We start from the raw sequence: 13,315 nt of genomic DNA on the forward strand, positions 1-13,315 counted from the left end.
CCGCAGCACAGGTCGAGGCAGCGGCCGGGGCCGGGACCGAGCAGGTCGGCGAGCTGCCGGCGGACCCGGGTCATGTAGTCGGCGGCGGTGTCGGAGGCGAACTGTTCGTACCAGTCGGCGTGGGCGTCGTACGCGGCAACCGTCATGTCGGCACGGTAGGCGCCCGGACCGGGGTCGCGCTGTCCCGCGCCGGGGATGATCGGCTACGGTCACCGGCATGATCTGGGATGATCTCGACGCGCGGCTGGAGCGGGTGCCCGGCACCGTCTCGGCGTACGTGGGGCGGCTGGGCGCGGTACCGACCTGGACCCGCCGGCCCGACGCCACCCACTACGCGGCCAGCACGATGAAGGTCGCGGTGCTGCTCGCGCTGCACCGGGCCGCAGAGGCGGGCGAACTGGACCTCGACGCGCCGATCCCGGTGGTCAACGGGTTCGACTCGGCGCAGCCCGGGACGCCCCGCTTCGCCTGCGCCCAGCACTACGACAATGACGACGCGGTGTGGGCGCGGGTGGGCGGAAGCGCCCCGCTGCGCTGGCTCGCCGACCGGATGATCACCCGGTCCAGCAACCTGGCCACGAACATCGTGCTCGGCCAGGTGGGCCTGCCGGCGGTGGCCCGCGCCTGGGCGCTCGCCGGGGCCCGGCACAGCGTCACCGGCCGGGGCATCGAGGACTTCGCCGCCCGGGACGCGGGCATCACCAACCTGGTCACCGCCGCCCGACCTCGCGGCGCTGCTCGGCGGGCTGGTCACCGGGGCCGCCCGCCCGGGCCGCTGGCCTCCCCGGCCGCCTGCGCGGCGATGATGGACGTGCTGCTGGCCCAGGAACACCGCGAGGACCTGGCGGCCGGGCTGCCCGAGGGCACCCGGATCGCGCACAAGAACGGCTGGGTACAGGGGGTCCGGCACGGCGCCGGCGTGGTCCTGCCGGACGACGCCCCGCCGTACGTGATCGTCGTCTGCACCACCACCGACCTCGCCGACGGCGGCGCGACCGGCGAGGAGGTCGAGGACGACGCCTGCCGGCTGATCGCGGAGATCTCGGCGGCGGTCTGGGCGGCCCGGCACGACCTGGCCGGCTGACCCCGGGCGCGTCACTCCAGCAGGTTGTCCCGCAGCGCCTCGCGCACCTCGTCGGTGACGCCCAGCCCGTCACGCAGGTACGCGTCGAACGAGCCGTGCACCCGGCGCACCTCGTCGTAGGCGGCGTCCAGGTACTCCGGGCGCACCTCCAGCACCGGGCGCACCGTATCCGGGTCCAGCGCCGGTTGCCGCCCCACCATCGCCTCCAGCAGCACTTCGCGCAGGCTCACGGTCAGCTCGTTGTGGCACAGGTAGTCGGCGCGGATCGCCGCCGGGTCCACGTCCAACGCGGTGAGCAGCAGCACCGCCAGCCAGCCGGTGCGGTCCTTGCCGGCCGAGCAGTGGAACAGCAGCGGCAGGTTGTCCGCGTCCGCCGCCAGCCGCAGCGCCGTGCCGAACCCCGCCCGGGCCGACTCCCCGGTGACGAACCAGCGGTAGATCGCCGCCATCGCCGCCGGCGTGCCCTCCCGGGCCAGCTCGTCGTACGCCTCCAGGTCGTGGCCGAGCAGCAGCGCCGAGACGTACGTGAAGACCGGGTGCGCCGGGTCGAGGACCGGCAGGTGCACCACCCGGGGCTCCCCCACCAGCCGGTCCGCCGGGGCGACCACCATCTCGGAGGCGTCCCGCAGGTCCACCACGCAGGCCGGGGCGAGCTTGCCCAGCACCGGCAGGTCGGCGTCGGTCAGCCGGCCCAGCGCCGGGGTACGGATCAGCCGTCCGGCGCGCACCCGGCGCCCGTCTCCGGTGGGCAGTCCGCCCAGATCACGCGCGTTCGGCGCGCCCACCAGCTCCCAGTCCCGCCTGCCCATTCGGCCTCCCCCTGCGCTGCCCGTCTCCGTATAGGGTGCCGCACATGACGATCGCCGCGGTACGCACCCACCGGCTTTCCGCACCCCTGCACACCCCGTTCGTCACCGCGCTGCGCCGCACCACCACCGTGGACACCCTGGTGGTCGAGGTGATCGACTCCGACGGGCGGTCCGGCTTCGGCGAGGCGCCCCAGGTCTGGAAGGTGACCGGCGCCTCGGTCGCCGGCGCCGAGGCCTGCGTACGCGACATGCTGGCCCCCGCGGTCGCCGGCCGGGACGCCGACGACCTGGTGGCCCGCTGCGCCGAGGTGCGCACGGCGGTGACCGGGAACGAGTCGGCCAAGGCGGCGCTCGACGTCGCGCTGCACGACCTGGCGGCCCGGCGGCTCGGCGTACCCCTGGCGCGGTTGCTCGGCGGCACGACGCTGCGCGTCCCGACGGACGTCACGCTGGCCGCCGGCGACGCGGTGGAGCTGGCGGCGGCGGCCAAGCAGCGCCGCGGCGAGGGTTTCGACGTGCTCAAGCTCAAGGTCGGCACGGACGCGGCGACCGACCTGGACCGGGTCCGCGCGGTGCGGGCGGCGGTCGGCCCCGGGATGCGGATCCGGCTGGACGCAACCAGGGCTGGACCCCGCGCGAGGCGGTGCGGGTGATCCGGGGCATCGTCGACGCCGGGCTCGACGTCGAGCTGGTCGAGCAGCCCGTGTCCCGGTGGGACCTGGACGGCCTGGCCTGGGTCAGCGACCGGGTGGAGGTGCCGATCCTGGCCGACGAGTCGGTCTTCGGCGTCCGCGACCTGGTCGAGGTGATCCGCCGTCGGGCGGCCGACATGGTCAACGTCAAGCTGGCCAAGTGCGGCGGCCTGCACACCGCCCGCACCCTGCTCGACCTGGCCCGCGCCCACGAGATGGGCACCATCGTCGGTTCCATGATGGAGAGCGCGGTCGGCATCGGGGCGGCCGCCAGCCTGGTCGCCGCCTACCGCACCACGGCCGTGTCGGACCTGGACGCCGCCTGGTGGCTGGCCTGGTCGCCGGTGCGCGGCGGGGTCCGGTACGACGGCGCCACCGTCGTGCTGCCGGACGCGCCCGGGCTGGGCATCACCTCCGTGACTGAAGCAAAAGTGCAGCACCGCAGTTGATGATCGTTTGTTTTTTTCATAAGGTCCGGATAGGCGCCCGCCCGAACCGGAGGTCGACGTGAAGCTGCAACCGGGCCGCGAGGCCGTCGTCCGGGTCGCCGTCGCGACGCTCTGGGCCACCCCCGAGGCGGTCCGCCCCGTCGACCGCCCCGCCCTCGCCCCACGCACCGACATCCCGGCCTGGGTCGCCGGGATGGACACCGACCAGCGGGTCGGCGAGTGCGTGCTGAGCCAACTGCTGCTCGGCGAGCGGGTGCTGGTCACGAGCTGCGCCCGGACGGCTGGGCCCGCGTGGTCGCCGTCGAGCAGCCCGCGGCGGAACTCGACCCGCGCGGCTACCCCGGCTGGCTGCCCACCGCCCACCTGGCCCCCGAGGAGCCGGTCACCCCCGCCGGTGAGCCGCTGGTGGTCGACGCCGGCGTCACCGGCCTGCACGCCGAGCCGGACGGCCCGGTGGTCGTGCCCGGCGTCGTCCTCGGCACCCGACTGACCCCGACCGGCGGCCCGGTCGACGGGTGGCGTCCGGTGCACGCCCCCCGGCCACCCGGGGCCGCTGTGGATCCCCGAGGCGGACGTGGTGCCGCTGCCCACCGGCCGGCCGGAGCCCGGCGAGGTGCTGGCCGTCGCGGAGCGCCTGCGCGACGTGGTCTACATCTGGGGCGGCGTCTCCAGCCACGGCATCGACTGCTCCGGCCTGGTGCACCTGGCCTGGCGCCGGTTCGGGGTGACCCTGCCCCGCGACGCCGACGACCAGGCCGAGGCCACCGCGCCGGTGCCGCTGGGCGAGGAGCACCCCGGCGACCTGTACTTCTTCGCCCGCCCCGGGCGCCGGATCCACCACGTCGGCATCGTCACCGCCGAGCCCGGCGGCGACCGCCGGATGCTGCACGCCTGCTACCGGCAACGGCGGGTGCTGGAGGAGCAGCTCCCCGCCGACCGGACCGCCACCCTGGTCGCCGTCCGCCGGGTCTGACCCGTACGCGAAAGGGGCACCCCGGCGAACGGGGTGCCCCTTTTCCGCGTACGCGGGGTGCGGCTCAGCGCCGGGCGTCGGCCAGCTCGCGGCGCCGGTCCCGGGACGACTTGACCAGGCTGGCCGCGGTGGCCACGGCGAGGGTGCCGAGGATGACCGTCAGGGAGAGCCAGATCGGGATGTGCGGGGCCCACGCGACATGCTCCCCGCCGTTGATGAACGGCAGGTTGTTGTCGGCCAGGGCCTCCAGCACCAGCTTGACGCCGATGAAGCCGAGCACCACCGCCAGGCCGTAGCTGAGGTAGATCAGCCGGTCCAGCAGGCCGCCGAGCAGGAAGTAGAGCTGCCGCAGCCCCATCAGCGCGAAGACGTTCGCGGTGAAGACCAGGTACGGCTCCTGGGTGATGCCGAAGATCGCCGGGATCGAGTCCAGCGCGAAGATCAGGTCGGTGGTGCCGATGGCGATCATCACGATCAGCATCGGGGTGAACAGTCGCCGGCCGGCCTGGTGCGTGGTCAGCTTCGCGCCGTCGTAGTCCTTGGAGATCGGCAACGCCTTACGGCTCCACCGGATCAGCAGGTTCTCGCTGAACTCGTCCTCGTCCGGCTCGCCCTGCCGGGCGAGGTTCACCGCGGTGTAGATCAGGAACGCGCCGAAGATGTAGAAGACCCAGGAGAACTGGGAGATCAGCGCCGCGCCGGCGGCGATGAACCCGCCCCGCATGACCAGGGCGAGCACGATGCCGATGAGCAGCACCTTCTGCTGGTACGGCCGGGGCACCCCGAACCGGGCCATGATGATCACGAAGACGAAGAGGTTGTCCACCGATAGGCTGTACTCGGTGAGCCAGCCGGTGTAGAACTGCCCGGCCGCGCTCGCGCCGGAGGTGAGCCAGAGCCCGGCGCCGAAGATCAGGGCCAGGGCCACGTAGAAGCCGACCCACAGGCTCGACTCGCGGACGCTGGGTTCGTGCGGTCGTCGACCGACGATGAAGAGGTCGACGAGCAGGACCGCCGTCATCACGACGAGGGTTCCGGCCCACACCAATCCGGACACGTTCAAATCCATTCCTCCGGCAGACACGCGGCGTCGGGCACACCGTACGCCGAGTGACGGCGGGGTGGGCGGCGACGCGGACTCTGGTGACTGTCGGAGGTCTCTTCCGCCAGCGACCCGCGGGCGGGGCGATGACCGACGGCGCCGGGTCGGGCCGCCGGGTTCGGCGGTCGACCGTGCTGACGACTCCGTCGCGGGGGAATACTCCCCTCCTCGTGGGCCATTGTTCACCATCCCGGCCGGCCACCGCATCTCCAGGTACCTGGATTGCCGGCAGTATCACCTTCCGACACGATCCGTGGCACAACCCCTACGGCGTCCTAGGAGGCTAGGTGCCATCCGGTGCCGGCCCGGCCGGGTGGTGGACGCCCTGCTCAGCCGGGTGGCAGCAGCGGATCGGCGAGCGACCAGCCGGCGGCCAGCAGCGCGTCGCAGGCCGCCACCGCCCGGGCCAGCCGCTCCGGGTGCGGCCCGGTGAGCTCGATCACCGGCACCCCGCAGCCGGCCAGCTCGGCCCGGAACCGCTCGGTCATCCAGCCCCGCAGGTGCGCGCCGTCGCGCAGCCCGTCATCGGAGAACGGCACCCCGACGTGGTCGGTCAGCAGGTAGAGCGCGGGCGGCGGGCCGCCGCCCGGACCGGCTCCGACGCCGAGCCCAGGTACCGCTCCTCCCACACCGCGGTGGCCCGGGCGTCGGTGTCGCAGACCAGCAGCGGGCCGCTGGACCGGGCGGCGGCGTCCTCCGCCGCCTGCTGGGCGCGGACCACCTCGACGAAGTCGTCCCGGTCCCAGGTGACGTCGAAGACCGTCGCCGCCGGCCGCCGGGCGCGCAGGCGGGCCAGCTTGCGGGCGGTCAACTCCCGGCCGTACTCCGGCACCCAGGCCGTGCCGTAGTGCGCGGCGAGGGCGCCGGCCATCGTGGTGGTGCCGGTGGACTCCGCCCCGACCACCACCACCCGCCGGACGAACCAGGCCCGCACCGCCGGGCTCAGCCGGTCCCAGTGCCCCGCCGGGTCCGCCCGCACGGCCGTGCCGGAGACCGGCACGAGCCGCCGGTCCGGGTCCACGCAGACCGCCGTGGCGTCGAACCGGCGGGCCAGTTCCCCGCCGTACGCCTCGGAGGAGAACACCGCGTCCACCGGGCGCCCGCCGAGCGCGGCGGAGAAGACCGCGCAGTGCGCGTCCCAGGCCGCCGGGTCGGCGTAGTCCACCGGGTGGTCGTCGTAGCGGCCGACGAACCGGACCCAGGGGGTCTGCGCGTGCGCCTCGCGCAGCCAGTCCAGCCGCAGCTCGAGCGGGATGGACTCCCGGCGCGACGGCGCCACCACCACGGTCACCGCCGCGCAGCGGGCGGCGGCGGCCTCGATCACGGCGTGGTGCCCGGCGTGCGGCGGGTAGAACTTGCCGACCGACCAGGCCGTGCCGGAACTCCGGCCGGACCGGGCCGGCGGGCGGCCCGCTCACGCGGTCGCCGGGGCCGGACCGGGCGGCACCATCCTCGGGGCCCCGGCCGCGCGCAGGTCGGCCCGCCAGGCCCGCAACCCGAGTACGCAGAGCGCCAGGAAGACCAGGTAGAGCGCGCCGGTGAGCCAGAGACCCTTGTACGCGTAGAGCGGGATGTAGACCAGGTCGGCCACCATCCACAGCCACCAGCTCTCCACCAACTTGCGGGTCTGCCCGTAGGTGGCCAGCAGCGACAGCGCGGTGGTGAACGCGTCGGCCAGCGGCACGGTGGAGTCGGTGGCCCGGTCCAGCAGCGCCCACAGCCCGCCGGTGAGCAGCACCCCGGCGACCGCCAGCCCGGCCCACTCCCGGCCGCTCGTCCGGCTGACCGCGAGCCGGCTGCGCCGCTCGCCGCCGAAGAGCCAGTGGTACCAGCCGTAGAGGCCGAGCAGCACGTAGACGATCTGGAGGCCGGCGTCGGCGTACAGGCCGGCGGTCCAGAACAGCACCATCAGCAGCAGCACGTTGGCGATGCCCACCGGCCAGTTCACGATGTGCTGCCGGGCGACCAGCCAGACGTTGAGCACGCCGGTGGCGAAGCCGAGCAGCTCCGCCCAGGTCGTCCCGACCTCCCCGACGGTGAATGCCACCGTGGTCAACCAGTCCAGCATGATCCGCCCCTCCCCGTGGCCCGAGCGATCACCCTAGGGCCGCCGCGGCCGGCGGAGAAGACCCCTCCCCGCCGGTCCCACCGCGGAGCGTGCGAGGCTTCGGTCATGGTGCTTGAGGTCGCGCTCATCGACGTACTGCCCGGACACGAGGACGAGTTCGCCGCCGCCTACGCGCAGGCGCGCGGGATCCTCGCGGACGTCGAGGGCTGCCGGTCGGTCCGGATGACCCGGGGCATCGAGACCCCGACCCGGTTCGTGCTGCTGGTCGAGTGGGACTCGGTCGAGGCGCACGAGCAGAACTTCCGGGCCACCGAAGCGTTCGGCAAGTGGCGGGCGCTGATCGGCCCGCACTTCGCCGGCCCGCCCCGGGTCGAGCACTTCGTCGACGTCCCGGCCTGATCCGGCGGATCCACACCCATCGTTGTCGTACCCCCCGGTTACCGTGCGACGCACGCGCGGCACACCGGCCCCCGACGCGTTCGGGGGGTGCCGGGTCCGGTGGCCGCGCGGCGACAATCCGCTGGCGCGACCGGGGCGCGGCGGGTTGACTCTCGATCATGAGTGGGCGGGTCTTCCTGGTGACCGGCGTGAGCCGCCGGATCGGCATCGGCGCGGCGGTGGCCCGGCTGCTCGCCGCCGACGGGCACCGGTTGCTCCTCAGCGGCCTGCCGGCCTACGACGACGCCCAGCCCTACGGCGGCGACCCCGACGGCGTGCCCGCGCTGCTCGCCGAGCTCGGCGCCGCCGCCGGGTACGTCCCGGCGACCTGCTCGACCCGGCCGCGCCCGGTGCACTGGTCGCCGAGGCGGTACGCCGGCACGGCCGGCTCGACGCGGTGGTGGCCGTGCACGCGTACTCCACCCACACTCCGCTCGGCGCGCTCGACGCCACCGAGATCGACCGGCACCTGCTGGTCAACGTCCGGGCGACGCTGCTGCTCGCCGAGGCGTTCGCCGCCGCGTTCACCGCCGGCTCGGGCGGCCGGCTGGTGCTCTTCTCCAGCGGGCAGCGGCTCGGCCCGATGCCCGGTGAGCTGGCGTACGCCGCCAGCAAGGCCGGCGTGGAGAACCTGACCGCCCAGCTCGCCCCGCTGCTGATGCCGGGCGGCATCACGGTCAACTGCGTCAACCCCGGGCCGACCGACACCGGCTACGCCCCGCCGGACGTGCACGCCGCGGTGGCCGGGCTCTTCCCCGGCGGGCGGTGGGGCACCCCGGCCGACGCCGCCCGGCTGGTCCGCTTCCTCTGCTCGCCCGAGGCCGGCTGGATCACCGGACAGGTGATCGACTCGGAGGGCGGCTTCCAGCGGCACCGCTGAGCGGCGCTCACCCGCCGGCCGAGCGACCCGCCTCCCCCTCGGCACCGCCGGGGCGCGCGCCGTTGGCGACCTCGCCGGCCCAGTCGCGCAACAGCGCGGCGGTCTCCTCCGCGCTCAACGCCACCGCCGACAGCCAGCCGGTCATCCGCTCGTAGCGGGCGACGTCGGCGTCGGTCACCAGCCGCACGTCATTGGAGAGCGTCTCCAGCATCACCGTGCGCGGGTCGGCCGGGTCGGGGAAGGAGTAGCAGGAGTAGGCGGTCAGCGCGTGCACCGCCCCGGGCGGGGCGGCCGTGCGGGGCACCACCCGGATCGTCACGTTCGGCAGGTCGGCCAGGGCGAGCAGGTGCGCCAACTGCTCCTGCCAGATCTCGACCGGGACGCCGGCCGGGTCGCAGACCCGTTCGTCCAGCAGGCCGGTGTAGTGCGGCGGGTCGGGGCGGCGCAGCACCTCCTGGCGGGCCAGTCGCGCCCGCACGTCGGCCTCCACGTCGACGTCCGGGTGCAGCAGCCGGCCGGCGAGGACCCGCAGGCGGGCGTACCCGGGGGCCTGGAGCAGACCGGGTACGACGGCCGGTTGGTACTCCACGATGGCCGCCGCCCCCGCCTCCAGCTCGGCGTACGTGCGCTGCCGCTCGTGCATCTGGCCGAGCGCCTTCCACCAGCCCCGGCTGGTCGCGGCGTCCCGGGCGATGATGATCAGCGCCTCCCGCTGCGGCGGCGGCACCTGGTAGACGTCCAGCAGGTCGAGTACATCGGCGAGGTCGGGCCGGCTCTGCCCCAGCTCGATGCGGGACAGCTTCGACGTGGAGGCCCAGCCCAGCAGCCCACACACCTGTTCCAGGGTGAGCGCCTCCCGTCTGCGCAGCTGGCGCAACTCGGCGCCGAGGCGTGCACGGCGAATGACAGGACTCGATGACAACGGCATCCCGGCCTCCCCACGACGAAGGGTACGCAGGACCGTCACCCAGGGCAATACCTCGCTTGCGCACCGCAACCGCCCGGCGACGCCCCGTCGGGTGCGACCCCCGCGCCGCCGGGCGGAGCGCACCGGTCAGGGCCGGTACGTGCCGAACGACCAGACGTTGCCGGCGAGGTCGCGGGCGGTGTAGTCGCGGGAGCCGTAGTCGGTGTCGAAGGGCTCCCGGACGATCTCCGCGCCGGCCGCCTTCGCCCGGCCGTGATGGCCGTCGACGTCGTCGACCGCCACGTAGACGACGTAGTCGTCGTCGGCCGGCCGGACCCGGGGACCGCTCCCGGTGGCCAGCATGATCAGATCACCGCCGTAGCCGAGTTGGGCGTGCGCGACGGACCCGTCGGGCGCGTCGTGCACCTCGTGGACCTGGAAGGCGAACGCCGCGCAGAGCCAGTCGATCGCGGCACGGGCGTCGGGATACCGGAAGACCGGGTAGATGCTTCGCATGGCCCGAGTCTGCGGCCGGCCCGGTCAGCCGGGATTGGACGAAAGCGATCCGGAGCGCGCCAGCGCGGCCGGCGTCGTACCGGCGAACTCCCGGAAGTCCCGGATCAGGTGCGACTGGTCGTAGTAGCCGCAGCGGGCGGCCAGCTCCGCCCAGCCGCCCGGATCCGCGGGGGCGTTCTCGCCTCGGTCCGGGTGGCCGCCGGAGTCGTCGCTCGGTCCACCGCGCTCGGTGCCCGGCCGGGGGACGAGGTCGCGGGCCAGCGTCGCGTACGCCCGGCCGAAGCGCAGCAGCCGGGCGGTCGCCTTCGGCGTCAGCCCCAGCTCCGCGCGGAACCGGACGGCGAGGTGCCGGCTGCTCCAGCCCAGCTCGTCGGCGAGGTCACCGACGCCGATCCGGCCGCCGGTGCCGGCGAGCCGACGCCACGCCCGGCCCAGCGTCGGATCGAGCGGGGCGGAGCCGGCCAGCCGCGCGCCGAGCGCCACGTCGAGCGGGGCGAACCGGCGCGGCCAGTCCGGGGCGTCGGCCAGCCCGGCAGCGCAGCCGGTCCAGCCACCGGTCCGGCAGGTCGCCGACCGGCACGGCCCGGTTGGCCAGCTCGCCGAGCGGTAGGTCGAGGACCCGGCGGGCGCCGGTGGGCTGAGCACCAGCTGCACGCCGAGCCCCATGCCGAGGGTCGAGGTGGTGCAGTGGCCGTCGAAGGGCCCGGCGACGAACGAGTCCACCCCGTACGCCCCGCGCTTGGCCGCCCGCGGGTCGACCACGTCAGCGGGGCGCCCCCAGCCGAGCACCAGCACCACGAAGGCGCCGGCCACCTCGCGGCGGACCAGCGGCAGCGAGGCGGGCTCGCGGTAGCCGAGGTACCGGTCGACGAACGGGCGCAGGCGGGGGTCGGGCAGACCGACGACCGCCTCGATCCCGCCCATCCCCCGCTCCCCTACTACTTCACGCCCGCGGCGTCCATCCCGCGCAGTTCCTTCTTGAGGTCGGCGACCTCGTCCCGGATCCGGGCGGCCAGCTCGAACTGCAGCTCCCGGGCGGCGGCCAGCATCTGGTCGTTGAGCTCCTGGATGAGCTGCGCCAGATCGGCGCGGGCCATCCCCTCCCGGGACGGCCGGCCGCGCCAACCCGACTGCGGCTGCGGGTCTCCTTGACCGGGGCCTTGCCCCGGGAGAGCTGGCGCACCGCCCCGCCGACCCGGCTGTTCTCGGTGTCCTCCGCCTCGCGGTAGATGTCGTCGAGGATGTCGTGGATCTTCTTGCGCAGCGGCTCCGGGCTGATGCCGTGCGCCTCGTTGTGCGCGATCTGCTTGGCCCGGCGCCGGTCGGTCTCGTCGATCGCGGCCGCCATCGACGGAGTGATCTTGTCGGCATACATGTGCACCTGGCCGGAGACGTTACGGGCGGCGCGGCCGATGGTCTGGATCAGCGACCGGCCGCTGCGCAGGAAGCCCTCCTTGTCGGCGTCGAGGATCGCGACGAGGGACACCTCGGGCAGGTCGAGGCCCTCCCGGAGCAGGTTGATGCCGACCAGCACGTCGTACTCGCCCTTGCGCAGCTCGCGCAGCAGCTCGACCCGGCGCAGCGTGTCGACCTCGGAGTGCAGGTAGCGCACCCGGATGCCGTTCTCCAGCAGGTAGTCGGAGAGATCCTCGGCCATCTTCTTGGTCAGCGTGGTGACCAGCACCCGCTCGTCGCGCTCGGTGCGCAGCTTGATCTCGTGCATCAGGTCGTCGATCTGGCCCTTGGTCGGCTTGATCACGACCTCCGGGTCGACCAGCCCGGTCGGGCGGATCACCTGCTCGACGAACTCGCCCTGCGCCTGCTCCAGCTCCCACGGGCCGGGGGTGGCGGAGAGGTAGACCATCTGGCCGACCCGCTCCAGGAACTCGTCGAAGCGCAGCGGCCGGTTGTCGGCGGCGCTGGGCAGCCGGAAGCCGTGGTCGATCAGCATCCGCTTGCGGGACGCGTCGCCCTCGTACATGCCGCCGATCTGCGGGATGGTCACGTGCGACTCGTCGACGACGGTGAGGAAGTCGTCGGGGAAGTAGTCGAGCAGGCAGTGCGGCGGGCTGCCGGGCAGCCGCCCGTCCATGTGCATGGAGTAGTTCTCGATGCCGGAGCAGAAGCCGACCTGGCGCATCATCTCGATGTCGTAGGTGGTGCGCATCCGCAGCCGCTGCGCCTCCAGCAGCTTGCCCTGCCGCTCCAGCTCGGCCAGCCGCTCGCCCAGCTCGGTCTCGATGTCGCGGATCGCCCGCTCCATCCGCTCCGGGCCGGCCGCGTAGTGGGTGGCCGGGAAGATGACCAGCTGGTCGACCTCGCGGACCACGTCGCCGGTGAGCGGGTTGAGGTAGTAGAGCTTCTCCACCTCGTCACCGAACAGCTCGATCCGGACCGCCAGCTCCTCGTACGCCGGGATGATCTCCAGGGTGTCGCCGCGGACGCGGAAGGTGCCCCGCTGGAAGGCCATGTCGTTGCGGGTGTACTGGATGTCGACCAGGCGGCGCAGCAGCTGGTCCCGGTCGAGCTCCTGCCCCACGGCGACCCGGACCGCGCGGTCCAGGTATTCCTCCGGGGTGCCCAGGCCGTAGATGGCGGAGACCGTGGCGACCACGATCACGTCCCGGCGGGTGAGCAGCGACATGGTGGCCGAGTGGCGCAGCCGCTCGACCTCCTCGTTGATCGAGGAGTCCTTCTCGATGTAGGTGTCGGTCTGCGGGATGTACGCCTCGGGCTGGTAGTAGTCGTAGTAGGAGACGAAGTACTCCACCGCGTTGTGCGGGAGCAGCTCGCTGAACTCCTTGGCCAGCTGGGCGCAGAGCGTCTTGTTGGGCGCGAGCACCAGGGTGGGGCGTTGCAGCCGCTCGACGAGCCACGCCGTGGTGGCGCTCTTGCCGGTGCCGGTCGCGCCGAGCAGCACGGTGTTGCGGTCGCCGCGCCGGACCCGACGCTCAAGGTCGTCGATGGCAGCCGGCTGGTCGCCGGCCGGCTGGAACTCGCTGACGACCTGGAAGCGGCCGTCGAGCCGGGGAATGTCGAGCGCCATGACATCAACGGTACGCCGAGGGTCCGACACTCCGTCGCGACTACGGGCGGTCCGTGATCGGCTTCGATATTCCCATTGTGGGCCACATCCCACCGCGCTAGCCTGAACACCGTAGGCCGCTCGCGGCGGCCGACCGGGCAGGTGGCCGGGCCCTCACGGGGCTCCCACCCCCGGCACAGGAGGGTCGCAGCACCCGGACATCGCCGGCGTGCGCACCCGACGTGGTCGCGGCCCATGGCGCAGACCGGCCGCCGCGAGCGCCCCTGCCTCGGCACCGTCTCCCTCGTCACCCTCGCCGCCGCCGGGCGTTCAACCACTCGTGGAGACCTCCCCCGACCGGCCGCCGCCCCC

At 73.8% G+C, this 13,315-nt stretch carries 13 protein-coding genes and 2 pseudogenes; 6 read left to right on the top strand and 9 right to left on the bottom strand.

Annotated elements, in window-relative coordinates; translation table 11 throughout:
* The first annotated feature begins 217 nt into the window (after window positions 1-217).
* The gene (locus JNW89_RS12240) at window positions 218-1,084 is read left to right on the top strand and encodes a serine hydrolase (RefSeq protein ID WP_238449013.1); all 867 of its coding nucleotides are present in this window, start codon (window positions 218-220) and stop codon (window positions 1,082-1,084) included.
* Window positions 1,085-1,095: 11 nt separating this feature from the next.
* On the opposite strand, the gene JNW89_RS12245 is transcribed toward JNW89_RS12240, so the two are convergent.
* Entirely contained in the window at window positions 1,096-1,893 is a 798-nt protein-coding gene (locus JNW89_RS12245) for a tyrosine-protein phosphatase (RefSeq protein ID WP_238449014.1), read from the bottom strand.
* A gap of 44 nt (window positions 1,894-1,937) precedes the next feature.
* On the opposite strand from JNW89_RS12245, the pseudogene JNW89_RS12250 reads away from it, so the two are divergent.
* From JNW89_RS12250 to JNW89_RS12260, 3 genes and pseudogenes are all read left to right on the top strand, one after another.
* Window positions 1,938-3,034: pseudogene (locus JNW89_RS12250) on the top strand (mandelate racemase/muconate lactonizing enzyme family protein).
* A 58-nt stretch (window positions 3,035-3,092) separates the two neighbouring features.
* Entirely contained in the window at window positions 3,093-3,524 is a 432-nt protein-coding gene (locus JNW89_RS12255; protein WP_238449015.1) for a hypothetical protein, read from the top strand.
* A gap of 87 nt (window positions 3,525-3,611) precedes the next feature.
* A complete protein-coding gene (locus tag JNW89_RS12260; RefSeq protein WP_238449016.1) occupies window positions 3,612-4,007 on the top strand; it encodes a C40 family peptidase in 396 nt (131 codons plus the stop codon).
* Between the two features lie 64 nt (window positions 4,008-4,071).
* Here JNW89_RS12260 and JNW89_RS12265 read toward each other — a convergent pair whose 3' ends face one another.
* From JNW89_RS12265 to pnuC, 4 genes are all read right to left on the bottom strand, one after another.
* Window positions 4,072-5,070, bottom strand: coding sequence for a TerC family protein (locus JNW89_RS12265; RefSeq protein ID WP_238449024.1), 999 nt, complete (start codon window positions 5,068-5,070; stop codon window positions 4,072-4,074).
* 368 nt (window positions 5,071-5,438) lie between these two features.
* Window positions 5,439-5,648 (bottom strand): hypothetical protein, encoded by a 210-nt coding sequence (locus JNW89_RS12270; RefSeq protein ID WP_238449017.1) that lies wholly within the window; start codon window positions 5,646-5,648, stop codon window positions 5,439-5,441.
* Between the two features lie 14 nt (window positions 5,649-5,662).
* A complete protein-coding gene (locus JNW89_RS38075) occupies window positions 5,663-6,433 on the bottom strand; it encodes an AAA family ATPase (protein WP_238449018.1) in 771 nt (256 codons plus the stop codon).
* Window positions 6,434-6,523: 90 nt separating this feature from the next.
* Window positions 6,524-7,177 carry a nicotinamide riboside transporter PnuC gene (gene pnuC, locus JNW89_RS12280; RefSeq protein ID WP_238449019.1) on the bottom strand — a complete coding sequence of 218 codons (654 nt, stop codon included), beginning with the start codon at window positions 7,175-7,177 and terminating at the stop codon, window positions 6,524-6,526.
* 105 nt (window positions 7,178-7,282) lie between these two features.
* Between pnuC and JNW89_RS12285 the strand changes: the two genes are divergently transcribed.
* The gene (locus tag JNW89_RS12285; RefSeq protein WP_238449020.1) at window positions 7,283-7,576 is read left to right on the top strand and encodes an antibiotic biosynthesis monooxygenase; all 294 of its coding nucleotides are present in this window, start codon (window positions 7,283-7,285) and stop codon (window positions 7,574-7,576) included.
* 43 nt (window positions 7,577-7,619) lie between these two features.
* Window positions 7,620-8,495: an SDR family oxidoreductase gene (locus tag JNW89_RS12290; protein WP_238449021.1), complete on the top strand. Its 876-nt coding sequence runs from the start codon at window positions 7,620-7,622 to the stop codon at window positions 8,493-8,495.
* A gap of 7 nt (window positions 8,496-8,502) precedes the next feature.
* Here JNW89_RS12290 and JNW89_RS12295 read toward each other — a convergent pair whose 3' ends face one another.
* The 4 genes and pseudogenes from JNW89_RS12295 to uvrB form a co-directional block, all read right to left on the bottom strand.
* Window positions 8,503-9,423: a helix-turn-helix transcriptional regulator gene (locus tag JNW89_RS12295; protein ID WP_238449025.1), complete on the bottom strand. Its 921-nt coding sequence runs from the start codon at window positions 9,421-9,423 to the stop codon at window positions 8,503-8,505.
* A gap of 126 nt (window positions 9,424-9,549) precedes the next feature.
* Window positions 9,550-9,918 (bottom strand): VOC family protein, encoded by a 369-nt coding sequence (locus tag JNW89_RS12300; protein WP_238449022.1) that lies wholly within the window; start codon window positions 9,916-9,918, stop codon window positions 9,550-9,552.
* Between the two features lie 24 nt (window positions 9,919-9,942).
* Window positions 9,943-10,842 (bottom strand): AraC family transcriptional regulator, encoded by a 900-nt coding sequence (locus JNW89_RS12305; RefSeq protein WP_238449023.1) that lies wholly within the window; start codon window positions 10,840-10,842, stop codon window positions 9,943-9,945.
* Between the two features lie 14 nt (window positions 10,843-10,856).
* Window positions 10,857-12,964: pseudogene (gene uvrB / locus JNW89_RS12310) on the bottom strand (excinuclease ABC subunit UvrB).
* Window positions 12,965-13,315 lie beyond the last annotated feature (351 nt).

It is taken from the genome of Micromonospora sp. 4G55, from assembly GCF_016803375.1.

Excerpts from the sequence above, each read along its gene's own strand:
- JNW89_RS12240 (WP_238449013.1), top strand. The coding sequence starts at position 218 with ATGATCTGGGATGATCTCGACGCGCGGCTGGAGCGGGTGCCCGGCACC.
- JNW89_RS12245 (WP_238449014.1), bottom strand. The coding sequence starts at position 1,893 with ATGGGCAGGCGGGACTGGGAGCTGGTGGGCGCGCCGAACGCGCGTGAT.
- JNW89_RS12305 (WP_238449023.1), bottom strand. The coding sequence starts at position 10,842 with ATGGGCGGGATCGAGGCGGTCGTCGGTCTGCCCGACCCCCGCCTGCGC.
- JNW89_RS12300 (WP_238449022.1), bottom strand. The coding sequence starts at position 9,918 with ATGCGAAGCATCTACCCGGTCTTCCGGTATCCCGACGCCCGTGCCGCG.
- JNW89_RS12285 (WP_238449020.1), top strand. The coding sequence starts at position 7,283 with ATGGTGCTTGAGGTCGCGCTCATCGACGTACTGCCCGGACACGAGGAC.
- pnuC (WP_238449019.1), bottom strand. The coding sequence starts at position 7,177 with ATGCTGGACTGGTTGACCACGGTGGCATTCACCGTCGGGGAGGTCGGG.
- JNW89_RS12295 (WP_238449025.1), bottom strand. The coding sequence starts at position 9,423 with ATGCCGTTGTCATCGAGTCCTGTCATTCGCCGTGCACGCCTCGGCGCC.